At 72.1% G+C, this 22848-nt stretch carries 23 protein-coding genes; 10 read left to right on the forward strand and 13 right to left on the reverse strand.

Features of this window, described 5'->3' with window-relative positions:
- Positions 1-10: 10 nt before the first annotated feature.
- A complete protein-coding gene (locus AB0H62_RS37895; protein WP_220238367.1) occupies positions 11-1510 on the reverse strand; it encodes an amino acid permease in 1500 nt (499 codons plus the stop codon).
- Positions 1511-1669: 159 nt separating this feature from the next.
- On the opposite strand from AB0H62_RS37895, the gene AB0H62_RS37900 reads away from it, so the two are divergent.
- Both AB0H62_RS37900 and AB0H62_RS37905 read left to right on the forward strand, forming a co-directional pair.
- Positions 1670-2335 (forward strand): helix-turn-helix domain-containing protein, encoded by a 666-nt coding sequence (locus tag AB0H62_RS37900; protein WP_360591487.1) that lies wholly within the window; start codon positions 1670-1672, stop codon positions 2333-2335.
- A 19-nt stretch (positions 2336-2354) separates the two neighbouring features.
- A complete protein-coding gene (locus AB0H62_RS37905) occupies positions 2355-3311 on the forward strand; it encodes a hypothetical protein (protein ID WP_360591489.1) in 957 nt (318 codons plus the stop codon).
- A gap of 2 nt (positions 3312-3313) precedes the next feature.
- Here AB0H62_RS37905 and AB0H62_RS37910 read toward each other — a convergent pair whose 3' ends face one another.
- The 4 genes from AB0H62_RS37910 to AB0H62_RS37925 all read right to left on the reverse strand — a co-directional run bounded on the left by AB0H62_RS37910 (position 3314) and on the right by AB0H62_RS37925 (position 7861).
- On the reverse strand, positions 3314-4522 hold the full coding sequence (locus AB0H62_RS37910; RefSeq protein ID WP_360591491.1) for a hypothetical protein: 1209 nt from the start codon (positions 4520-4522) through the stop codon (positions 3314-3316).
- 44 nt (positions 4523-4566) lie between these two features.
- Entirely contained in the window at positions 4567-5832 is a 1266-nt protein-coding gene (locus tag AB0H62_RS37915) for a ribonuclease D (protein ID WP_220238371.1), read from the reverse strand.
- Between the two features lie 71 nt (positions 5833-5903).
- Positions 5904-6620, reverse strand: a complete 717-nt coding sequence (locus AB0H62_RS37920) for a response regulator transcription factor (RefSeq protein WP_033261886.1) — start codon at positions 6618-6620, stop codon at positions 5904-5906.
- Positions 6621-7297: 677 nt separating this feature from the next.
- Positions 7298-7861 carry a DUF3000 domain-containing protein gene (locus tag AB0H62_RS37925; RefSeq protein ID WP_220238372.1) on the reverse strand — a complete coding sequence of 188 codons (564 nt, stop codon included), beginning with the start codon at positions 7859-7861 and terminating at the stop codon, positions 7298-7300.
- 839 nt (positions 7862-8700) lie between these two features.
- Here AB0H62_RS37925 and hemE point away from each other — a divergent pair.
- The 4 genes from hemE to AB0H62_RS37945 are packed head-to-tail and all read left to right on the forward strand — an operon-like array spanning position 8701 to position 13330.
- Positions 8701-9798 (forward strand): uroporphyrinogen decarboxylase, encoded by a 1098-nt coding sequence (gene hemE, locus AB0H62_RS37930; protein ID WP_360591493.1) that lies wholly within the window; start codon positions 8701-8703, stop codon positions 9796-9798.
- Positions 9795-11204 (forward strand): protoporphyrinogen oxidase, encoded by a 1410-nt coding sequence (gene hemG / locus AB0H62_RS37935; protein WP_220238374.1) that lies wholly within the window; start codon positions 9795-9797, stop codon positions 11202-11204. The genes hemE and hemG overlap by 4 nt, the downstream gene beginning before the upstream one ends.
- Before the next feature lie 51 nt (positions 11205-11255).
- Entirely contained in the window at positions 11256-11948 is a 693-nt protein-coding gene (gene hemQ / locus AB0H62_RS37940; protein WP_220238375.1) for a hydrogen peroxide-dependent heme synthase, read from the forward strand.
- Positions 11949-11953: 5 nt separating this feature from the next.
- A complete protein-coding gene (locus AB0H62_RS37945; RefSeq protein ID WP_220238376.1) occupies positions 11954-13330 on the forward strand; it encodes a CoA transferase in 1377 nt (458 codons plus the stop codon).
- Here AB0H62_RS37945 and AB0H62_RS37950 read toward each other — a convergent pair.
- The 8 genes from AB0H62_RS37950 to AB0H62_RS37985 all read right to left on the reverse strand — a co-directional run bounded on the left by AB0H62_RS37950 (position 13320) and on the right by AB0H62_RS37985 (position 19636).
- Positions 13320-13640 (reverse strand): hypothetical protein, encoded by a 321-nt coding sequence (locus AB0H62_RS37950; RefSeq protein ID WP_360591496.1) that lies wholly within the window; start codon positions 13638-13640, stop codon positions 13320-13322. The two genes, AB0H62_RS37945 and AB0H62_RS37950, sit on opposite strands and share 11 nt — an antisense overlap.
- Positions 13637-14440 carry a DUF692 domain-containing protein gene (locus AB0H62_RS37955; protein ID WP_360591498.1) on the reverse strand — a complete coding sequence of 268 codons (804 nt, stop codon included), beginning with the start codon at positions 14438-14440 and terminating at the stop codon, positions 13637-13639. Before AB0H62_RS37955 ends, AB0H62_RS37950 begins: the two co-directional genes overlap by 4 nt.
- On the reverse strand, positions 14433-15350 hold the full coding sequence (locus tag AB0H62_RS37960) for a TIGR04222 domain-containing membrane protein (RefSeq protein ID WP_360591500.1): 918 nt from the start codon (positions 15348-15350) through the stop codon (positions 14433-14435). Before AB0H62_RS37960 ends, AB0H62_RS37955 begins: the two co-directional genes overlap by 8 nt.
- A 452-nt stretch (positions 15351-15802) precedes the next feature.
- Positions 15803-16228, reverse strand: a complete 426-nt coding sequence (msrB, locus tag AB0H62_RS37965) for a peptide-methionine (R)-S-oxide reductase MsrB (protein ID WP_220247509.1) — start codon at positions 16226-16228, stop codon at positions 15803-15805.
- A gap of 19 nt (positions 16229-16247) precedes the next feature.
- Positions 16248-16553 carry a hypothetical protein gene (locus AB0H62_RS37970; RefSeq protein ID WP_220238380.1) on the reverse strand — a complete coding sequence of 102 codons (306 nt, stop codon included), beginning with the start codon at positions 16551-16553 and terminating at the stop codon, positions 16248-16250.
- Positions 16554-16675: 122 nt separating this feature from the next.
- Complete coding sequence (locus AB0H62_RS37975; RefSeq protein WP_360591502.1) at positions 16676-17065, reverse strand: hypothetical protein; 390 nt, start codon at positions 17063-17065, stop codon at positions 16676-16678.
- Between the two features lie 105 nt (positions 17066-17170).
- Positions 17171-18844, reverse strand: coding sequence for a serine/threonine-protein kinase (locus tag AB0H62_RS37980; RefSeq protein WP_220247510.1), 1674 nt, complete (start codon positions 18842-18844; stop codon positions 17171-17173).
- Between the two features lie 117 nt (positions 18845-18961).
- A complete protein-coding gene (locus AB0H62_RS37985) occupies positions 18962-19636 on the reverse strand; it encodes a TVP38/TMEM64 family protein (RefSeq protein ID WP_220238382.1) in 675 nt (224 codons plus the stop codon).
- A 65-nt stretch (positions 19637-19701) separates the two neighbouring features.
- Here AB0H62_RS37985 and AB0H62_RS37990 point away from each other — a divergent pair, with 65 nt between their 5' ends.
- The 4 genes from AB0H62_RS37990 to AB0H62_RS38005 all read left to right on the forward strand — a co-directional run bounded on the left by AB0H62_RS37990 (position 19702) and on the right by AB0H62_RS38005 (position 22816).
- Positions 19702-20724, forward strand: coding sequence for a DNA polymerase domain-containing protein (locus AB0H62_RS37990; protein ID WP_360591504.1), 1023 nt, complete (start codon positions 19702-19704; stop codon positions 20722-20724).
- 223 nt (positions 20725-20947) lie between these two features.
- Complete coding sequence (locus tag AB0H62_RS37995; protein WP_220238384.1) at positions 20948-21340, forward strand: DUF6221 family protein; 393 nt, start codon at positions 20948-20950, stop codon at positions 21338-21340.
- Between the two features lie 48 nt (positions 21341-21388).
- A complete protein-coding gene (locus AB0H62_RS38000; RefSeq protein ID WP_360591506.1) occupies positions 21389-22384 on the forward strand; it encodes an LLM class flavin-dependent oxidoreductase in 996 nt (331 codons plus the stop codon).
- 180 nt (positions 22385-22564) lie between these two features.
- Positions 22565-22816: a S1 RNA-binding domain-containing protein gene (locus AB0H62_RS38005; RefSeq protein WP_220238385.1), complete on the forward strand. Its 252-nt coding sequence runs from the start codon at positions 22565-22567 to the stop codon at positions 22814-22816.
- Positions 22817-22848 lie beyond the last annotated feature (32 nt).

The following is a 22848-nucleotide window of genomic DNA, read 5'->3' on the forward strand; positions in this document are numbered from 1 at the left end:
GGACGTCCTCTCAGACCGCGGGTTCGAGGGCGGGGGCGGTGGTCCGGCGCAGCCGCAGCCAGCAGAACCAGCCGATCAGCAGGGCGGCGCCGACGAACTCGACGGGGAACAGCAGCAGCCAGGGCGAACCCGAACCGGCGAGGTCGTAGATCTCCGCGCGGGGCCAGGCGATGTTCACGATCATCACCACGCCGTAGGCGACCGCGGCGACGTTCACCGGGACCGCCCAGCGTCCCAGCGAGAACAGACCCGGCTCGGCGGGGAAGCGCCCGCGCAGCCGGCGCACCAGCAACGGGCCGGTGACCAGCAGGTACGCGAGGTAGACCACGACCACCGAGGTGCCGGTGATCGTGCTGAACAGCGTCGGGTTGCCGACGTTCACGCCGAGCAGCGCGATCGCCAGCGCGCCGGAGATGACGGCGGGCCACAGCGGGGTGCCGGTGCGCGGGTTGACGCCGGACAGGCGTGCGGAGAACGGCAACGCGTTGTCGCGGGCCATCGCGTAGATCAGCCGGATAGTGCCGGTCTGGATGGTGAGCGTGCAGACGATCACGGCGATCGCGACGTCGGCGAGGAAGACCCGGCCGAAGGTGTCGCCGAAGACGGCCGTGATCACGTACGGCAGGCCGTGTCCGGCGAGCTCGCCGTCGGTGAGGCTCGGTGCGGCCATGAGCGCGGTGAGCACCACGGCGAGGCCGCCGAGGCCGGACACCAGCACCGCGCGCAGCACGGCTCGCGGTGCGGCCCGGCGGGCGTCGCGCGTCTCCTCCGCGACCGAGGCCGCGGTGTCGAACCCGTACAGCACGTACGCGGCCATCAGCGCCGAAGCGAGCACGCCGCCGATCCCGGCCGCGGAGGCGCCGTCGCTCACCGGGACGCTGTGCACCACGACCTGCGGCCCGCGCACGGCGAACAGCGCCAGGCCGCCGATGAGCACGACGACGCCGATCAGCTCCGCGGCGACCCCGACGTCGTTGATCCGGGCCATCACGCGGACTCCGGCGGCGTTGACCACCGTGGTGAAGACGATTAGCAGCGTGCCGAGCAGCACGGCGTTCGTGGCACCGGTCGGCGACGTCACCGACGGGTCGCCGCCGACGAGCTGGAACCCGCTCCACACCGAGGGGAGCACGATCTGCAGCGCGATCGCCGCGGCGGCGAGCGCGACGACGCAGCCGAGCAGCATCATCCAGCCGGCGAGCCAGCCGGCGAAACCGCGCGCGAGCTGCTTGGCCCACTGGTAGACGGATCCGGCGAGCGGGTAGCGGGCGGCCAGCTCCGCGAAGACGAGCGCGACGAGGATCTGCCCGGCGAGCACGAACGGCCACGACCAGAAGAACAGCGGGCCGCCGAAGGTGTAGCCGAAGCCGAAGAGCTGGAAGACGGTGGTGAGGATCGAGACGAAGGAGAAGCCGGCCGCGAAGGCGGAAAAGCCGCCCAAGCTGCGGCGGAGCTCCTGGCGATAGCCGAACTGCGTGAGATCGTCGGAGGGGACCGAGGGCGCGGGCATGCGAGGCTCCCGTCTGCTGGCGGGTATTTCGATCGGTTGACCGAAATTAAGCCGCCGGTGGGTCGCTGCCGTCTCGCCCGCGTAAGGCGAGTGTTAACGCGTGTTTCCGGAAGGGGCTGTCGCGCGTAACACGGCGGGGCGCCTGGCAGGATCGGTCGGGTGGACGGGAAGGCGACGGGAGTGGGGCGGCCCCGCGCGAGCGGCGCGGCGGCGAGCCGCCAGGACGCGCGCGAGGCGGTGCTCGACGCGGCGGGGGAGCTGTTCACCGGCGCCGGGTACGCGGCGACCACCACCCGCGCGATCGCCGAGCGCGCGGGCCTGCGGCAGGCGTCGCTGTACTACCACTTCCCGGCCAAGGAGGACATCCTGGCCGAGCTGCTGGCGGCCACGGTCCGGCCTTCCCTGGCGGTCGCGGTCGGGCTGGTCTCCTCGCCCTCGGCTGAGCCGGCGAGCGTGCGGCTGTGGGCGCTGGCCTACGCGGACGTGCGGCTGCTCGGCGGGGCGCGGCACAACATCGGCGCGCTGTACCTGCTGCCCGAGGTGTCGTCGCCGAACCTCGCGGGGTTCCGCGCGGAGCGGGCCGAGCTCAAGGCCGCGTACGGCACGCTCGTGCGGATCGCCGGTGCGCCCGCGATCCGCACTGACCTGGTGTTCGGCCTGGTGGAGAGCACCGCGATCACGCGCCGCGACGACCCGGCGCTCGACGTCGAGGCCCACGCCCGCGAAGCGGCCGACGCCGTCGTCCGGCTGGCCGGCCTCGGCGAACCGGACGACACGCTGCGAGCGGCGGCCCGCGCGCTGCTCAATCCGCCTGGTCGGACATAATGCGCATTGTGGACACGTCGTGGGGGTGGCGCTCGTGAAGTTCTTCCGCTCGCGGCCGGTGGACGAGGCGTCCGCGCTGCGTGGATCGGTCGCGTGGTCGCGCGGCCGGGAAGGCGCGCGTGACCTGCTGGAGCGCTTCGGGGGCGCCGTCCGGCTGGGCGAACTGGGCGAATGGCGCGACGCGGAGCCGGTCTTCCGCGAGCTGGTCCCGCCCCTAACCCGCGAGTTCGGCCCGCGCAGCAAGGAGACGCTGGGCCTCTGGGTGCAGCTCGCGATGTCGTGGTCCGGGCAGGGCCGCCCCGACGAGGCCGTGCCGCTGCTGGCCGAGACCGAGGACGTCTACGAGCAGACCTGGGGCGCCGAGGCTGCCACGATCTGGTGCCGCCGCATGCTCGTCGAGGCCCTCGGCGTGGCCAACCGCATGGACGAACGCGTCGCCGCGTCGGCGTCGGTGGTTCGCTACTGCGCCGCCGAACTCGGCGACGCCGACCCGCTCACCCGCGAAGCCCGCTTCGGCGACCTCATCGCCCTGTGTGACGTCGACCGCCAGGACGAGGCGCTGCGCGAGCTGGCCGAGAAGATCGTGCCGTTCTTGAAGAAGCCCTTCGACCTCGACTGGGCGGAGGCCGCGCGCCTGGAGATCACCGCCGAGCAGGGCGACCCTGCCCTTGCGGTACCGCCATTGCGCGAACTCGCCGCCCGGCACCCGCGCCACGGCTTCTTCCGCCAATGCCTCGCCGACGTGCTGGTTCTGACCGACGACCACCCCGAAGCGGCCTCCCTGCTGACGTCCCTGGTCGCCGAGTCCTGGAGTGGCTGGCGCCAGACGCTGCGCAACCGGGGGACCCTGGCCCAGATTCACCCGGACCCGGAAGTGGCGGCGTTCCACGCCCGCGCGGTCCTCGCGGCGGTGGCGTGGCCGGTGGGCCATCCGGAAGTCGTTGCGGCGCAGGAGGTTCTGGACCGCCTGGGCTGAGGTCAGCGGGTCCACACGCGAAGGGCCCCGTCGCGCAGCTCGGCGAACCGGCCGGTGCGGGGATCGGCCGCGGTGGGCCGAAACCCGGGGACGAACGCGATCCGGGCGCCGTCAGCGGGGTCCCAGACTTCGAAGCCGCCGGCTGCGGTCACGTAAAGCAGGTTCTCGACCGCCCACATCGGACCGTTCGGCCCCGCGAACAGCCCGCGGCTTTCCTGCGTGACCGGGTCGAACAGCTCGACTCCGTCGATCGTCTCGCCCTCGTCCGGGCCGGGTTTCTGCAGGGCGAGCAGGTCGTCGGAGATCCAGGCCATCGGCGTGTCCCACACGTATCCACGGTCGGTGAGCACGGGCAGGTCGCGGGGTGCCCGTGCATCGCCGCCGAGCCAGGCCGAAAGGTCGATCACGGCCGGGACGCCGGCCGGGTGCCATACCCAACCGTCGTCCACGAGCCCGCGGCCCGACGGACTCGCGGTGAGACGGCCGTGGAAGTAGTCCGGGTCTTCGTCGTCCAGCGGCAGCCGGTCTCCGGTGGCGGCGTCGTACAGGTCGAGCCGGTTCCACGCGCTCGCGGCGACGAAATACCCCGGGAGAAAGGTGAACGGGAAGGGCACCTGCTCGCTGTTGTAGTCCCCGATGTCGAGCCACCGGATTACCTCGCCGGTGCGCGTCGCGAGAACCACTCCGTGGCTGCCGTAGTCGGTCACCACCGCGGTGCGTTCGCCGTCGGCCGACGTGGACAGCGCTGGACGCGGTTCGCGCATCCGCAGCGCCTTGTGCTTCTCGGCGGGCAACTGGATCGGACCGGTCAGTGGTTCGGGATCGCCGTCGTCCGGCAGAGCCACGAGGCCCTCGGCGGTCAGCGCGAGCCAGCCGTCGGGCAGGGGCGCGAGGCACTCGTCACCCCACAGCACGACCGCGCACGGGCGGGTGCACCAGGTGCCGCCGAGAGGTGAATCGCGATGGATCGGCTGCGGGGTGCCGACGAGGCGTTCGACGTGGATGGGCTGGTGCGTGGCCGCGACACAGCGCGGGCAGATGGTTCGGAGCTCGGCGGCAGGCCCGTCGGCGCAGGGCTCACAGAGCAGGTCGAATTCACTGGCGACTCCAGTGAAGACCAGACAATGGCGCGGGGAATCAGGAAAACCCAGGTGCGGGCACCGGCGGGTGGCCGAAGCCGGACCCGGGTGCCCGCAGGAAAGCACGTTCACAGCCGTGAGCCTGACAGCTCACGAGCCGCAGGCGCACGTGAATTTCAGGCCGCAGCCGTCGTGTGCAACGCCTTGCTCAGCGCCCCCACCGTCAGCTCCACCTGCCACGGCCGGGCCCCACCGGCCTGCAGCACCGCGGCCACCCCGTCTTCCGACAGGTCGGCCGGCGGGCGCCAGCAGGTGCGGCGCACGAGGTCGGGCAGCATGAGGTTCTCCACCGGCAGCCGGCGGTCCTCGGCGATGGCGGCAAGGGCCGCGCGCGCTGCGGAGAGGCGGGCGGCCGCGTCGGGATCCTTGTCGGCCCAGCGGTTGACCGGGGGTGGGCCGTCGGACGGCTGGGTGGGGCTGGGGAGCTCGCTCGCGGGCAGCGTCTTGGCCGCCTGCAGGTGCCGCAGCCAGCTGGCGGTGTACTTGCGCTGCACGCGGCCGCTGAACACCGGCAGGGCCTGCAGCTCCTCGACGGTCTTCGGGTCGGAAGTCACGGCGTTGACGATGGCGCTGTCGGGCAGGATGCGGCTGGGCGCGCGGTCGCGTTTGCGGGCCAGCTCGTCGCGGGCCTGCCACAGCTCGCGCACGGCGGCGAGGCCGCGCGGGCTGCGGATCTTGTGCACGCCCGACGTGCGGCGCCAGGGTTCGGCGCGCGGGGCGGGCGGCGGCGCGGTGCGCACGGCCTCGAACTCCTGCCGTGCCCACTCGAGCTTGCCCTGGGACTCCAGCTCGACCTCGAGGCGTTCGCGCAGCTCGTTGAGGAGCTCGACGTCGAGGGCGGCGTAGTTGAGCCAGTCGACGGGCAGCGGCCGCTTCGACCAGTCGGCGGCGCTGTGGCCCTTCTCGAGCGTGTAGCCGAGCAGCAGTTCGACGAGCGTGCCCAGCGCCACGCGTTCGTAGCCCGCCAGCCGGCCGGCCAGCTCGGTGTCGAAGAGGCTCTTGGGGTGCAGGTCCAGCTCGGCCAGGCACGGCAGGTCCTGGGACGCGGCGTGGAGCACCCACTCGGTGTCGTTGAGGACTTCGCGCAGGGGCGCGAGGTCGTCGGCCAGCGCGATCGGGTCGAGCAGCACCGTGCCGGAGCCTTCGCGGCGCAGCTGCACGAGGTAGGCCTTGGGGAAGTAGCGGTAGCCGGACGCCCGTTCGGTGTCCACGGCCACGGCACCGGTTCCGGCGGTGAGCCGCGCGCACGCCTCGGCGAGCGCCGCCGGATCGGTCACCACGGGGGGTGTGCCTTCGGCGGGCTCGCGTAGCAGCACGGGCGATCCGGCGTCCTCGGTGGTGGTCTCTCCGGTCCGGGCGCCGTCCGCCTGTGCACTTCCCATAGCTGACGACCCTACGGGACGGGCGTACCGCGCCTGGTCCGCCCGCCCCGCAGGGCCTCTGTCTGCCTTCGTCAGCGGATCACACCGGCGCGCATAGCCAATGCGACCATCTGTGCCCGGTCACCCGTGCCGAGCTTGCGCCCGATGCGGGAGAGGTGCGACTTCACGGTGAGCGCGGAGAGGGAAAGCTCCTCCCCGATCTCCTTGTTCGACTGCCCGTCGGCGACGAGCTGGAGCACCTCGACCTCACGGGCGGAGAGCTCACGCGGGGTGTTGTCGGTACCCGCGACCCGCGTGCCGGTCGCCAAAACCGGGGCCACGCTCGGGTCGGCGTATACGCCGCCTTCCAGGACCCTGCGCACGCCGTCGGTGACAACCACCGGCGACGCGGACTTCAGCAGGTACGCCTGGGCACCGGCCTGGAACGCCGACCGAACCGCGTACGGGTCGTCGGACGATGCGAGCACCACCACGCGCGGCCATCCGTGGCTACGGAGTTCCGTAACCAGCTCGATGCCGCTGCCGTCCGGCAGTCCGAGATCGAGGATCGCCAGGTCGCACGGGCCGGTGGCCTGTGCTCGCGCCCTCGCCTCGGCCACCGTGGCGGCTTCGTGGACCGTGCCCGCACCCATCTGTGCGAGTCGTGCTGCGATTGCCTCCCTCAACAGCGGGTGGTCATCGACCACCAACACGGAAAAAAGCTCTTCCCGCGGGTGCGGAACCATGCTCGCCGGCAATGCACCGGCTGGCGTGGATCGAACGGCCTGAGAAATGCCGACGGTAGCCACGTCACTACCTCCCTGGAGTCGGTCGTGCCCCCCGACCGGCACCGGGACCTTCGGCCGTTCAGCCGCGCCAGCTTTAGACCGAAAGTGGTGTCGTCGAAGGCACTGTAGCCGCCCCAGGGCCGTTACGGGGGGATCGAATGGGTATCTATCTGAAACGACTCGTCACTCAGGGCGTTCACCGTCACACGATCGGGCTAGTGCTGAGCCCGTTGCTAACGGAACGGCTTCCGGAGGCGATGCAACAGAGTTACCGAACCCGAAACGCCCGTGCAGGTGGGCCGTGCACCTGCGGGTGCTTCCGCTCGGACGTCTCGTGAGCAGTCCACCAGACACCGGAAATCGCCCTCCTCCGGGGCAAGATCAACTTTCTTCACGTTTGCACAGAGGGTCTTCGAGGGGCTCCGGGCGAGGCTGTGTCGGGGGCTCCGGGGGTCTCGGGTGGCTTTGTGGGCGTGACCAGGGCATGACAGCCCGTGATCATGGGGTCTTCACGAACGTGGGCGTCCGCGCGTGCTAGCGCGTGCGGTCCCAGGTGGACGGATGTGAACGGCTCTCAGAATCGCGTTCGGTCCGCCGCCGGTGCCGTCGGTTGTCCAGACCACTTCGGGCGCTTCTGAACGTTCTGAGGGCGCGAGAAGGCGCCGGACGGGCGGCCCGTCCGGGTGAACTTCGGTGGATCAGGAGCTCTGGCGCTGTTCGAACAGCGTTACGCCGACCGGCGGCAGCCCCACGACGCTCGCCATCACCTGGCAGAACGCGTAGCCGTGGGCGCGCAGCGCGGCGTCGGTGGGCGTCCAGGACGCCCGCAGCTCGAGGTCGTCGGTGCGCGAGGGTCCGGAGATTTCGCCGAACCGCGCCGACGAGGTTTCCGTGACCGTGCCGCCCAGTGCCGTCCACGAGGCGCCCGAAGATTCCAGCGCATCGGTCAGCCACGACCAGCCGACGGCCGGCAGGAACGGATCGGTCGCCAGCTCGCGGTCGAGCTCCGCCCGCACGTACATGACCAGCCGCAGGACGCCGTCCCAGCCTTCTTGGCCGTCGGGGTCGTGCAGCAGCACCAACCGCCCCGACGCCAGCACGTCCGCCGGCCCCTCCACCTCACAGCTCACGGCGAACGACCACGGCGCCAGCCGCTGCGGCGCACGCATGGTCTCCAGCCGCACCTCGGGACGCGGCCGCACGGACTTCAGCGCCGCGACGGCTTCGCGGAAGAGTTCGGGCACTGGCGTCATCGCGGTCACGCAACGACTGTAGGGCGGCGACGCCCCGTTGCGGACGCAGGCGCGCCGAGGGACGACCCGACCGGCCCAGTGGTCCGCCGGGGCGTCGCCAGGGCGGACGAATCGGGTGCGGAGGCTTGATCAGGACGGCTTTCGCGGCAGTGCTGGTCGGAGCTTCGTCGTGGCGGGAACCGCGTCTGTGTGCTGACCGAACTCCTGCGATCGGATCCGATGCGCCCGGACTGCGTCGTCCGCCGGCCGCTTGTCCGGCGGGGTGATTCGGGCGCGGCGGCTTGAACCGGCCGGAAGGCTGGTCGGACTTCGCGGGGGCGGGCAGGCGGAGCGCGAGGACCGCTGGTGTGGGCAGGCGTGGCTTGACCGGAGGTCGGCAGCCGGTTGCGGCCGGAGCGCCGGTTGGGTTCGTGCGACCGGTCCGGTGGCGTGATCGGTGCAGGCCGGCCGAACCTTCCGGCCGCTCGGTTGGCCCGACCACCACTCCGGCCGCCGCGGCTTGTATCCGGCCGGAGTGGTGGTCGGGCGGCCGGTCCGACAGCACGACCCCGGAGGCCACCGAGTGGCCCGCCGGCGCGTCGCCGGGGCGGACGAATCGGGCGCGGAGGCTTGAGCAGGCCGGCAGTGCTGGTCGCGGCTTCGGCGGTCGGGCCGAGGGGGTCGGGGAACAGTGGGAGCCGACCCGGCGAGGGCGGAACGCAGCTCGGCGACCGGATCCGAAGGGGCTGGGCGTGCAGGCCGCCGAGCGGCCCGCCGGCTGCTCGCCGCCCGCGAGCAACGGAGGACGAATGCGCCCGAACCCGGCGCTGGGGCCGCCCCGCCCAGGCGGGAGCACCAGGCGTGGGACGATGGGCTTCGTGCCTGAGCTTTCGTCTGTGTCTGAGTCCTTCGCGTCCGAAACCGCCCCGGCTGTCGCCGCGCGGCGTGTGCTGGCGGAGTCGCCGTTCCTTGCCGCGGCGCGCGGGGAGAAGCCCGTGCGCACGCCCGTGTGGTTCATGCGCCAGGCCGGGCGGTCGCTGCCGGAGTACCGGAAGCTGCGCGAGGGCGTCGCGATGCTCGACGCGTGTTTCGACCCCGAGATGCTCGCCGAGATCACGCTGCAGCCGGTGCGCCGGCATGGCGTGGACGCGGCGATCCTGTTCAGCGACATCGTCGTACCGCTGAAGGCCGCGGGCCTGGACATCGACATCGTGCCCGGCACGGGGCCCGTGGTGGCCGAGCCGGTGCGCGACCGCAAAGCCGTGCGGGCGATTCCGCTGCTGGAGACCGAGCAGGTCGAGCGCGTGGCCGAGGGCGTGGGCCTGCTGGTGGAACGCCTGGGCGACACGCCGTTGATCGGCTTCGCCGGCGCGCCGTTCACGCTGGCCAGCTACCTCATCGAGGGCGGCCCGAGCCGCAACCACGAGCACACCAAGGCGCTCATGCACGCCGAACCCGAGCTCTGGCACGAGCTCGCCGGCCGCCTCGCCGACATCGCGCTCACGTTTCTCCGTGCGCAGCTCGACGCGGGCGCCGACGCCATCCAGTTGTTCGACTCGTGGGCCGGCGCGCTGTCTGAACGCGACTACCGCGAGTTCGTCCAGCCGCACTCGGCGAAGGTGCTGGCCGGCGTCGCGGGCTACGGCGTGCCGCGGATCCACTTCGGCGTCGGCACGGGCGAGCTGCTCGTGGCGATGCGCGACGCGGGCGCCGACGTCGTCGGGGTCGACTGGCGCGTGCCGCTCGACGAGGCCGTGCGCCGGCTCGGCGGCACGGCCGTGGTGCAGGGCAACCTCGACCCGGCGCTGCTCTACGCGGGCTGGCCGGTGATCGAGGCCGAGGTCCGCCGGATCGTCGACGAGGGCCGCGCGGCCGACGGGCACATCTTCAACCTCGGCCACGGCGTGCTGCCGAGCGTCGAGCCCGAGGTCCTCACCCGCGTCGCCGAGCTGGTGCACTCGCTGTGAAGCACGTCGCCGTCGTCGGCGGCGGCATTTCCGGCCTGACCGCGGCCTACCGCCTGCGGACGCTGCTCGGCGACGCCGTCGCGATCACCGTCTTCGAAGCCGCCCCCGCAGTCGGCGGCAAGCTCCGCACGGCCGAGGTCGGCGGCGTGCCCTACGACGTCGGCGCCGAAGCCTTCCTCGCCCGCCGGCCCGAGGTCACGGCGCTGGTCGCCGAGGTCGGGCTGGGCGAGCACCTGGTCCACCCGACGAAGGCGCGCGCCAAGATCCACGCCGGCGGCACCGTCACGGGCCTCCCGCCCGGCACGGTCATGGGCGTGCCCGCCTCCGCCGACGCCGTGGCCGGCGTGCTCTCGGAAGACGGCCGCCTCGCCGTCGAGAAGGAACGCTCCCTCGGCCCCGTCGAGCTCACCGCCGCCGACGTGGCCCTCGGCCCGCTGCTGCGCACCCGCTTCGGCGACGAGCTCGTCGACCGGCTCGTCGACCCGCTGCTCGGCGGTGTCTACGCGGGCGGCGCCGACGGCCTCGGCCTGCGCGCGACCATGCCCGGCCTGGCCAAGGCCGTCGCCGAGGGCGCCGGGTCGCTCACCGACGCCGCGGCCGCCCTGCTGCCGAAGACCCCCGGCATCGCGCCCGTGTTCGGCACGCTGACCGGCGGCCTGACCACACTCCTGGACCGCCTGCGCGAGCTGTCCCGCGCGACCGTGCGCACTTCCGCCACCGTCCGCGCCCTGACCCGCACCGCGAACGGCTGGCGCCTCGACGTGGGCGCCGCCGCCCCGGCCCACGCTCCCGAGGACACCCCGGTGGACGTCGACGCCGTCGTGCTCGCCGTGCCCGCCCCCGCCGCGCGCAAGCTGCTCGCCGACCTCGTCCCGGCCGCGTCCCAGGCGTTCGGCGAGGTCGAGCTGGCGTCGATGGCCGTGGTCGCCCTCGCGCTGCCGCCCGGCACCGACCTGCCCGACGCGTCGGGGATCCTCATCGGCGCAGGCGAGAAGGACGCCGAGGGCGTGCCCTACGCGTCGAAGGCCTTCACTTTCTCCGCCAACAAGTGGGCCCACTACGGCGCCGCCGGCCCGGTGCTCGTCCGCGGCTCCGTCGGCCGTTTCCGCGAGCCGGGCGCGCTGAACGGCGACGACGAAGCCCTGGTGCACGCCGTCCGCGACGACCTCGCCCGCCTCACCGGCGTCACCGCCGCGCCGCTCGACACGCTGGTCACCCGCTGGGGCGGCGGCCTGCCGCAGTACGGCGCCGGGCACCTCGAGCGCGTGACGCGCATCGAAACCGCCGTCAACGAGCTCCCAGGCCTGGCCGTCGCGGGCGCGACGCTGCACGGCGTCGGGCTGCCGGCGTGCGTCGCCACCGCCGACGCCGCCGCGAAGCGGATCGCGGCGAGCTTCACAGTGTGACGTGACGGAGGCGCTTGGCGCCCGAATGCCGCGCGGTGCGAGGATGGAGCCATGGCGCGGCTGAACTACAACGAGCTCAACGACAGCATCCGCTACACCGCCTGGTCGGTCTTCCGGGTCGAGCCCGGCCGCCTCGGCGAGGACCGCGGGACCGCGGGGCAGGAGACGGCGGAGTTCCTCGACGGGCTCGCCGACAAGGGCGTGGTGGTGCGCGGCGTCTACGACCTGTCCGTGCTCCGGGCCGACGCCGACTACATGGTCTGGTGGCACGCCGAGGAGATCGAGCAGGTCCAGGCCGCCTACAACGGCTTCCGGCGCACGCCGCTGGGCCGCGCGTCGACCCCGGTGTGGAGCCAGGTCGCGCTGCACCGCCCGGCGGAGTTCAACAAGAGCCACATCCCGGCGTTCCTCGCCGGCGAGGAAGCGCGCAAGTACATCTGCGTGTACCCGTTCGTCCGCTCCTACGAGTGGTACCTGCTGCCGGACGAGGAGCGGCGCAAGATGCTCGCCGACCACGGCAAGGAAGCCCGTGACTACCCGGACGTGCGCGCCAACACCGTGGCGTCGTTCGCGCTCGGTGACTACGAGTGGATCCTCGCGTTCGAGGCCGACGAGCTGCACCGCATCGTCGACCTGATGCGCCACCTGCGCGCGACGGAGGCCCGTCGCCACGTGCGCGAGGAGATCCCGTTCTACACCGGCACGCGCGTGGCGCCCGCCGAGCTCGTCGCGGCACTGCCGTAACCGCCGTGCAGGACGTGCTGGCCGGGGTGTGGCAGACGCTCACCGGCGAATCCCTCCCGGCCGTGTCCTTGACCGGCGACGAATCCTTGCTGCCCGGCACTTTCCGGGTCGAGGCCGCCGCGACGGCGGGCATCGCGGCCGCCACGCTCGCGGCCGGTGAGCTGCTGCGCCTGCGTGGCATCGACCCCGGCACGGTGGGCGCCGACACGCGCCACGCCGCGGCCGCCGTGCGCAGCGAAGCCTTCGTGCGCGTGAACGGCGAGCTGCCTCCGAGCCCGTGGGGTCCGATCGCCGGCGACTACCTCGCGTCCGACGGCTGGGTCAAGCTCCACGCGAACTACCCGCGCCACGAGGCCGCCGTGTGCTGGTCGCTCGGCGTGCCCGCGCAGCGCGAGTCCGTCGCGAAGACCGTGGCCGCCAAGACGGCCGCCGAGGTCGAGTCCGCCGTGGTGACAGCGGGCGGCGCGGCCGCGCTCATGCGTTCGCGCGACGAGTGGCTCGCGCACCCGCAGGGCCAGGCCGTCGCAGGCCTGCCGCTCGCCGAGATCCGGCAGATCGGCGACGCGCCGAAGAACACGCTGTTCGACTCCGACCGGCCGCTGGGCGGGGTCCGGGTGCTGGAGCTGACGCACGTGCTCGCCGGGCCCGTCGCCGGTCGCGTGCTCGCGGCCCACGGCGCGAACGTGCTGCACGTCGGCGCCGCGCACCTGCCGCGCATCCCCGCGCTCACGATGGACACCGGCCACGGCAAGCGTTCGGGGTTCGTCGCGCTCGACACCGAGGGCGGCCGCGCGCGCCTGAAGAAGCTCATCGCGCGCGCCGACGTGGTGCTGCAGTCGTTCCGCCCCGGCGCGCTGGAGCGAATCGGATTCGGTCCGGAGGTGTTGGCCGAGCTGAGGCCGGGTCTCGTCACGGTCGACCTGTCGGCCTACGGCTGGGCCGGCCCGTGGGCCCGCCGTCGCGGGTTCGACAGCCTGGTGCAGATGGCGTCGGGCATCGCCGAGGAAGGCGCTCGCGTCGCCGGCACAGACCGGCCGACGCCGCTGCCCGCGCAGGCGCTCGACCACACCACGGGCTGGCTCGCGGCCGCGGCGATCATGACGGCGGTGCGCCGCACGGTCGTCGAGGGTGGCAGCTGGAACGTGCGGTTGTCGCTCGCGGGAACGGGCCGGTGGCTGGATTCGCTGGGGCGCAAGGAGTCGGCTGTGTCCAGTGTGGACTCAGCGGATTACGGCGACCTCGTCGAAGAAGTCGACAGCGACTTCGGCAAGCTCACCCGCGTGAAGATGGCGGGCGACCTGCCGGGCGCCCAGCCGCACTGGGACCACGCGTCACACCTGCCCGGAGCCGACAGCGCGGTGTGGCACCCGGTCAGCTCCTGAACCAGCGCCGCCGCTTCGCGGGTTCTCGGGCGGCGACCCAGGCCGCGAACGCGTCGGCGTACTCGCGCGCCCGGATCGCGTCGGTTTTCGGGTGCGCGCCGGCGTAGGCGTCGAAGAGCGGGCCGAAGCGCTCGCCCAGGCTTTCGGCCAGGTCGGGGTGCAGGTACGCCATGAGCCGGCGGCGTTTGGTGAGCAGGACGTCGGCTTCGACGCGCAGCCGGTCCGGCGCGAAACCCGGCGGGGGCGGGGCGCCGGTGAGCAACGCGTCGAGCAGCGCGGCCTGCCGAGCGGCGAGCTCCTCGCGGCTCACGCCGTCACCGTCGCGCGCAATGCGGCGAGCTCCGCGGCCAGCTCGGTGTCGGTGGGGTAGTCGTCGTCGCGTTCCAGCAGCACGCCCGGCGGGTCGGTGCGGCGGCGCAGCTCGGCGAGCAGGTCGAGCACCTCGGGCAGCACCGGGTGCGCGTGCGTGTCGTGGTAGACGCCGTCGCGCTCGACGCCGCCCGCCATGTGCACGTAGGCCAGGCGTTCCCAGGGAATCCCGTCGAGGAACGCCACCGGGTCGGTGCCGACGTTGCGCGCGTTGGCATACAGGTTCGCCACGTCGATGATCAGCAGGCACCCCGTGCGCTCGGTCAGCTCGGCGAGGAACTGCTCCTCCGACAACGTGTTCTCCGGCCACTGGAGCACGGCCGCGATGTTCTCCAGTGCCAAGGGGACGTCCACAATGGACTGGGCGAGGCGGACGTTGGCCACGAGCACGTCGAGCGCTTCGCGCGTGCGGGGTAGCGGCATGAGGTGCCCGGAGTCGAGCCCGCCCGCGCGGACGAAGCACACGTGGTCGCTCGCGAGCGGCGCGTCGAGCGCCCGGGCCAGCTCGGCGAGGTGCTCGACGCGCTTCGTATCCAGCGGCTCCGCCCCGCCGAGCGAGAGCGACACGGCGTGCGGCAGCACGGGCAGGCCGCGTTCCCGCAACGCCAGCAGGCTCTCGGGCAGGTGCGGCGCGCGAAGGTTCTCGGCGACGACCTCGACCCAGTCGACGCCCGGCAGCCGCGCGATCGACAGGTCCAGCTCGGCCCGCCAGCCGATGCCGACGCCCAGCCGGTCAACCACCGCAACCCCCGCCACCACATGAGGAACCACTGCTGCACGACGAGCTGCTGCTGCACGAAGACCCGCTGCTGCAGGAGGACGAGGTGCTGCACGAGGAACCACCGCTCGACGAGCCACCGCCGGACCCGGCGAACGGCTGGAACGGCGGGATCAGCGCCGCACTCAGCTCGTCGTCCGGATACATCGCGAGCCCGCCCAGCGCCACGGCGCCGGCCGCTCCGGCGAGCAGCAAGGCCGGCCGCACCGCACCCTGCGTGCGGCTCGAGAACCGGGCGTGCGTCAGAGCCCCCTGGCCCCTCGGCGTGATCCCCACGCGCTTGCGGCCGCGCACGACGGAGGCGACCACCGTCAGCACGAGGGCCACCACGAGCAGCAGGAAGAGCCAGCCGACAGGCCGGCCGTGCGACGCACCCGTCACGAACCGCACGGCGCCGATCGCCAGGAGAACCAGGAAGGCCAGCAAGATCGTGGTGTGGAACGGACGCGCTTCGCTGCCGGAGGTGAGCAGGCCGGCGCGCTGCATCTCGGCCTCGAGGTCGCTCATCGCCTTCGACCGGGCGGCCTTGGCCCGCAGGCTGCGCGTGGTACCGCCCTTGGCGCCCTTGGCGCCTTCGTGCACCGAGCGTTCGATCTTGTGCCACGGGTGTTTCCCCGCGGCCGTCACGACCCCTTCGCTGTTCACGCGCAGCAGGCCGCGGTCCACCAGCGCCGCGATCGCCGTGTCGGCCACGCGCTCGGGCCCGCCGGCGAGGTACGCGAGGTGGTAGACGTCCGGCAGTTCACCGGTGTGCTCGACCGCCCGCGTGCGCGCGACGCGCGGCCACACCACCTGCACCGCGAGCACGAGAGCCAGCGCTATTCCGTACCACGCCAGGAACTGCGGTCCTGAAATCCCCCAGGTTTCGTCCACGGTGTGCCTCCCTCACCCTCGCAATCGCCGGACCCTACCGACCCGGTTCACCGGGTGGGTCGGCACAACTGATGCCGTCCGCGGCGCCACGGTTCCGTCAACAGCTGCCGGAACCGCCGCCGCACCCCGAGCCGCCACCGCAGCTTGAGCCGAGGTAAAGCCTGCCACCGCCGAGACGGGCGGGCCGGTAACCGATCTGAAGGGGCTTGGGTTTCCGGCCGGGCGGAGGAGACGTTCCGTGGCGCGGCCTGCCGCCGGCTCGCGGCTCGAGAACAACGGAGGCCGCGCACCTGGGCACGCCGATCACAGTCCCGGCGATGGTGGCGATGAGTGTCATAGCGCCTCCCCGGTGCGTCGTGCCTGATGCACGCGGGAGAAAGCGCTGTGGTTGCCCGAAGACAGAAAAAAGCGCCCTCCCGGTGGGGGAGGGCGCTCTTCGGTGATCGTCGGTGTTACTCGGTCTCGGGAACGAGCTTCAGCGAGATCGAGTTGATGCAGTAGCGCTGGTCGGTCGGCGTGTCGTAGCCCTCGCCCTCGAAGACGTGGCCGAGGTGGCTGTGGCACGAGGCGCAGAGCACCTCGATGCGTTTCATGCCGAGTGTGCGATCTTCGCGCAGCAGCACGGCGTCGGAGTCCGCCGGGTCGAAGAACGACGGCCAGCCGCAGTGGCTTTCGAACTTCGTGTCGCTGCGGAACAGCTCGGCACCACAGGCGCGGCACTCGTACGCGCCGGTGGTCTTGGTGTCGGTGTACTCGCCGACGAACGGCCGCTCGGTGCCGGCCTGGCGAAGCACCGCGTACTCCTCGGGGTTGAGCTGCTCGCGCCACTCCTGCTCGGACTTCACCACACGGGGCGTGGTGCCGACCACGGGTTTCATACCTTTCACGTCGCCCACGTTACCCCGCCAGGAAAGCGATCGCGTGGGTCACGATCTGCCATGCGGTCACGATCACCCCGAGCACGATCAACGCCGCGATGAGCGCCGAAACCCAGTAGCGCAGCCCGCCCGCGCGGCTGCTGGAATCGGCGAAGTCGGAGACCTGGTCGAGGCACGCTTCGACGGTGAACGTCGGGCCCGTGCGCTCCATCCGGTCGAGGTGCGCGGCGAACGCGCGCGCCTCCGGGTCGTACGGATCCAGCCCGACGAGATCCTCGTGGAACCGAGGATTCCAGCCCGGCTGTACAGCTCCGCTCTCGGCCATGGCTCCACGGTAGGCCATCACCCCTGTTCACCACACTCCCCGCGCGGCGAGTCTCACTGGTTCGCCACCGTGGCGTAGCTCCTGGTGACGGCGGTGCCCGGCGCGTCAAGGGCACTGAGCGCCTACGGGCATTCCGCCCAGAGAATCGCCTTTGAGGTAAACGGCACTGATGAAAAGGAATGCACGCCGTTCTCGACGCCGGTGGAAACCCAGATGTCATTTCTCACGACACCATTGTCCGAAATGGGTTCCCCGTGTGCCCAGCAGATGCCGAACACCGTGTAGTTGGCGGGGTAACTGCCTTGTTTCTTGCTGGTCGACCACGGAGTTTGCCGGATGTTGACGGCCTCGTAGGTGGTCACCATCGTGCCCGGAGCTCCGCTGGTCACGGCGTGGGGCGAGGCGTCGGCCTGGCTGCTGAGGCCGACCGTCAGCGCGGCGGCCGAAAGTGCGACAGCCAATGCCCGCTTTGCGAGGGATCTACGGTTTCGGGAATTCGTCCGATTGATCACCAAATGCAGCTATTGCATCGAGCTGTAGCGGCGTAAGTCGCCGGACGCGTGACAATTCCGATTTGTGTCGCGGTCAGCGGAATCCCGTGTCGGCGCGGGCGCGAATCAGCCCTGGGTGGCGTCCTTCTGACTCTTCGTGTTCGAGTCGATCAGGATCTGCCCGCCGGAGTTGACGACGCGGAACACGCGGGGCTCCGAGTGGTCGGGGAACACCACGGTGACCGAGATGGTCACCGAGTTGTCGGCGTTGTAACTGCCACGGGCGACCCTGCTGTTCACGTTGCCGAACTGCTGCCAGTACTGGCCGAACGCCGCCTGGTTGCCGTAGACCTGCTGGGCGGCCGGGGTGAGCATCGCCCACGCCGCCGCCGTGTCCTGCGGGAAGCTGTAGAAGTCGATCACCCGCTGGCCGGCGGGTGAGAGCGCGAGCTTGCCGCCGTCGTTCGGCGTCTGGCCGAGCCCGGCGACCGGCGGCGATGCGGACGGGCCGGCGCTGGGGGTGTTCGGCGCGCCGGTCGAGTTCGTCTGCTGCGGCTGGTTCGCGGTGTTCGAACCACCCGGGTCATCGCTGCCCGAGCTCAGCACCAGGAACACCACCACCGCGATCACGACCACGGCCGCGGCACCGCCCGCGAGCAGGGCGAACTTGCGCTTGTTGTCCGACGGCGGAGGCGGCGGCGTGCTCGACGCGTTGCGGTAGTTCGGCGCGGCGGCCGTGGGGGCCGGGCGGGGCTGCTGCTGCGTCGGCCGGACCGGGGGAGCCGGCTGGGGCCGCGGCGGCGTGTTGGGCGGCGCGGCGGGCGAGCGCATCGGCATGAACGCCGCCGTCGGGGTGCGCGGCGGGTTCGACGGGGCCTTCTGCGCGGGGATCGGGGCGCCGGGCTTCGGGCCGTCGACGCGCTGCCAGGGCGGACGTGAGCCGCCGCGGTCGAGGCGTTCGGTGGGGCCCGACGACAGCAGCTCGGGGCCGGCCGGCTCGCCCGACGCGAGCTTCGCCAGGCCTTCGCGGGCTTCGGCCATGCTCGGGCGCTCGCCGGGCTCGCTGCGCAGCAGGCTCATCAGCAGCGCGGTGGCCGGGCCGGCCTGGGTCGGCGGGTTGATCTGGCCGTTGGCGGCCGCGTAGAGCAGCGCGAGCTGGTTGGTGGTGTTGCCGTAGGGCGTCTGGCCCTCGATGGCCTGGTAGAGCGTGGCGCCGAGCGCGAACACGTCGGAGCTGGGCACCGGGTCGGCGCCGCGCGCCAGCTCGGGCGCGAGGTATGCCGGGGTGCCGCCGATGAGGCCGGTCTGCGTGAGCGTCATGTCGCCGGCCGCGCGCGAGATGCCGAAGTCGGTGATCTTCGCGGTGCCGGTCTCGTCGATGAGGATGTTGCCGGGCTTCACGTCGCGGTGCACGATCCCGGAGCGGTGTGCGGCGACGAGCGCGGCGGCCACCTGCTCCCCGATGCGCGCGACCTGGCCGACGGGCAGCGTGCCCTGCTCGGCCAGCACGGCCGAGAGGCTCGGGCCGTCGAGGAACTCCATCACGAGGCAGGGGTCGCCGCCGTGTTCGGCGATGTCGAAGACCACGATCGCGTTGGGGTGCTGGAAGCGGGCCGCGTTCTTGGCCTCGCGCATGGCGCGCTGGCGCATGTTGTCGCGTTCGGCCTCGGAGACGCCCGGCTGGGGGAGGATCTGCTTGATCGCCACCGACCGTTCCAGGCGCACGTCGACGGCGCGCCACACCACACCCATGGCACCGCTACCAATGTGCTCGACGAGGCGGTAGTGCCCCGCGATCAGCTGACCGGTGTCGATGGCGACCGCTCCTGACGAAATCCCGGTGATCGTGGCCTTACTCAGCGCGGATACCCCTCGCGCACCCGAACGAGTGTAGCGGTCGAGTGGATGTTGCCGCCGTCAGCCAGCCGGTGCGGAGACGGCGGGCTCTTCCTCGCCGACGGCGGGAGTGCGCTTCTTCAGCACCCTGACCAGGCCGACGGCTCCGGCCGCGGCGAAAACGGCGTAGCAAGCCAGGAGCACGGGCGGCGTGTCGCCGGTCAGCGCGTCGGCCAGCACCACCACGGCGACCGTGCCCGGCACGCTCCCCAGCAGCGTGCCGACGAGGTACGGCACCAGCTTCACCGTCGACACTCCGCACAGGTAGCTCAGCGGCGCGAAGGGGACGACGGGGATCAGCCGCAGCGAGGTGATCGCCAGCACACCGCCGCCGGAGAGCCGTTCGTTCACGATGCGCACGGGCGCCCGGTGCAGGTGGCGCAGCACGAGGTCCCGGCCCAGCAGCCGCGCGAGCGCGAACGACAGGCCCGCCGCGATCGTCGTCGCCACCAGGCCGATCGCGATCCCCGCGACGCTGCCGACGAGCAGCCCGGCCGCGAGGTTGAACACGGTGCGCGGAATGGGTGCAACGGTGAGCAACGAGTACGCGACCAGCAGCACCAGCGGCGTCGCCGGACCGGTCGCCTGGGCCCAGCGGCGCAGGTCCGACGGGCCGGGGATCGGCAGGAACACCGCGGCCGCCGCGAGGAGGGCGAGCACGGTGAGCGCGAGGATCAGCTTGGTTCTGCCGGACACCCGGTCCACGGTAGAGGAAAGCGTGATCGGCAGGCGCGCAGCGTGGATCCGGCTACGGTGGGCCCATGCCCAAGAACGGCGATCCGGTCGAGTACCAGGTGGGGGAGCGCACCGTCAGGGTCACGAGCCCGGACAAGGTGTACTTCCCGGAGCGCGGCATCACGAAGCGGCAGGTGGTGGAGCACTACCTCGCGGTGGGCGAGCCGTTGCTGCGCGCGATCGGCGAGCGGCCCACCACGCTCAAGCGCTACGTCGACGGCGTGGCGGGCGAGTGGTTCTACGCCAAGCGCGTGCCCAAGGGCGCGCCGGACTGGGTCCAGACCGCGCGGATCACGTTCCCGTCCGGACGGACCGCTGACGAGGTCTGCCCGACCGAACCCGCCGTGTTCGCGTGGGCGGCGAACCTCGGCACGTTCGACTTCCACCCGTGGCCCGTTCGGCGGTCCGATGTGGACCATCCGGACGAGCTGCGCATCGACGTCGACCCGCCGGACTCGGCCGGCTTCGACGACGCCGTCGCGGTGGCGCGCGTGGTCCGCGAGGTGCTGGCCGCCGTGGGGCTCACCGGCTACCCCAAGACGTCCGGCGGACGCGGGGTCCACGTGCTCGTGCGCATCCGGCCGGAGTGGGACTTCATCGCCGTGCGCCACGCGGTGATCGCGCTCGGGCGCGAGGTCGAACGCCGCATCCCGGACAAGGCCACCGTTTCCTGGTGGAAGGAGGAACGCGGCGGCCGCGTGTTCCTCGACTACAACCAGGCGGCGCGCGACCGCACCGTCGCCTCCACGTGGTCGGTCCGCGGGACGCAGCGCGCGACCGTGTCCACGCCCCTGACCTGGGCAATGCTCGACGACGTGCACCCGGACGACTTCGACGTGCTCACCGTGCCGGCCTTCCTGGCCGAGCACGGCGACCTCCATGCGCCGATGGACGAAACGGCGTTCGGCCTCGAAACCCTGCTGGAGTGGTACGAACGCGACGACCGCGACCTCGGCGGCGCGGAACTGCCGTACCCGCCGGACTACCCGAAGATGCCGGGTGAGCCCAAGCGCGTGCAGCCGAGCAAGGCGCGGCCCGACACCGAGTGATCGTCTCGTCGCCGCGGGTGCTCACCGTCCGTGATCAACTTCGGCGAACGCGAAGAATTCCCACCTTTACGGCTGCGTAACGTTCCCGCAGGTCAGGCTGGGAGTGGAGTAGCGTCCGGCGGGCTCGGGTTGTCCCCTGCGGCACATCCGGCGCGTAACGCCCCGGCGCCGCGCGGCGACTATCCCGCGCCGGAGGAGTCCGGCTCGAGGAGGGAGGCCTTTCGTGGACGACCTGATCGCGTTCCTCGCCGCGCGGGTGGGTCAGCGGCAGGCGCTGATCATGCAGGCGGTGCAGAAGGCGAAGACCGGCGAGGCGCTCAACCGCGGCGAGACGAAGGTCGCGGTCGAACAACGCGTGCGCGCGCTCGGCGACACCGACCTCGACGTCGTCAACCAGATGATCAACGAGGTCGAGGTCACGCGCCGCATCATGCTCGCCCACCGCACTACGGTGTCGGAAAAGGTCCCCGGTTTTCCTTTGTACGGCAGCGAATACTGGTGCGAGACCTGTCACGTCCCGGCCGACGAGGCGGGTTCGAACTGGTGTCTGACGCTGCGGCTGCTCGCCCTGCCGCACGCCGAGCACCCGGACTACAGCGAACGCTGGCGGCCGTAGCTCGTCACGCCGGGGAATCCGCGGCCACGCGGCCGTGTTGATCCAAGCGTGACGTTCCGGATCTCCGTGCTCGACCGTTCGCCCGCCAGGCGCGGGCGGGGTAGCGCGCAGGCGCTGCGGGACACCGTCGCGTTCGCGCGGGACATCGAGGGGCTCGGGTACCACCGCTTCTGGGTGTCGGAGCACCACAGCGTGCCCGGGGTGGCCGGGTCGGCGCCGACGGTGCTGGTCGCGGCGGTCGCTTCGGTGACGTCGCGGATCCGCGTCGGCACGGGCGGCGTGATGTTGCCGAACCACCGGCCGCTGGTGGTCGCGGAGCAGTTCGGGGTGTTGGAATCGCTGTTCCCGGGTCGGATCGATCTGGGGCTGGGCCGGTCCGTGGGCTTCACCGACGGCGTGCGGCAAGCGCTCGGGCAGGGGCGCGAGGCGGCCGAGGACTTCGGCGGCCAGGTGCGCGAGCTGCTCGCGTTCTTCAGCGGCGACCAGACGGCCTACCCCGGCGTGCACGCGATCCCGGCCGAAGGGCTGAGCCTGCCGACGTTTCTGCTGGCCACCGGCTCCGGCGCGGACCTCGCCGCCGAGCTGGGCCTGCCGCTGGTGATCGCGCCGGCGCGCGGGGAGTGTGCGATGGTCGAGGCCATCCGTCGGTACCGGGACACATTCGCAGGAGCGGGAACCGAGCCGTATGTCGTCGTGTCGACATCGGTCGCCGTCGCCGATACCCACGAACAGGCGCGCCGGCTGCTGGTGCCCGAGGCGTGGTCGACGGTGTACTCGCGCAGCCACGGCGTCTTCCCGCCGCTCTCGCCCGTCGACGAGATCCTGGCGCTGCCCAAGACCGACCGCGAACGCACGCGCCTCGACGACATCGTCGCGAGCCAGATCGGCGGCACCCCCGCCGAGGTGACCGGCCGGCTCGGCGAGCTGGTCGAGGCCACCGGGGCCGACGAGCTCCTGGTCAGCACGAGCACCTACGACCAGGTTGCCCGCGTCGAATCGTTCGCCGCGCTCGCGGAGCTGGCCGGGCTTTCGGTCTCAGCCTAAAAACGCTTACCCGCGGCGGAACACACTGCTACGGTGAACGCATGACTGCCGGGTCGGCCGAGAGCCGTGAGCAGACGGGGTACCCGGCCTTGCCGTGACCCCCCGGTGGGCCCGTGGCCCACCCTCCTGAAGCGAACTTCCGAGGACATTCCTGCGGTTCGCGAAGGGAGGTGAAATCGCTTGTCCACATCGGAAACCAGCGCCGCGGAAACCACTTGGCGCTCCTGGCTGTCCGAGCACGCCACGGGCGGAGTGCTCGACGGCGTGGTCGTGCAGCAGCTGCCGTTCGGCGCGTTCGTCGAGGTGGCGCCCGGCATCCAGGGCCTGCTCGTGACCGACCGCGGCGCCGCTCCTGAAGTCGGTGCGAGCCTGTCGGTGCGCATCGAGCAGATCGACGTCGAACGCCGCCGGTTCAGCCTCGTCACGGCGTGACGCGCGGGGCTGGGGCAGAAGCGCTGCTGCCC

This window comes from Amycolatopsis sp. NPDC050768 (assembly GCF_040654155.1).
Lineage (GTDB): Bacteria > Actinomycetota > Actinomycetes > Mycobacteriales > Pseudonocardiaceae > Amycolatopsis.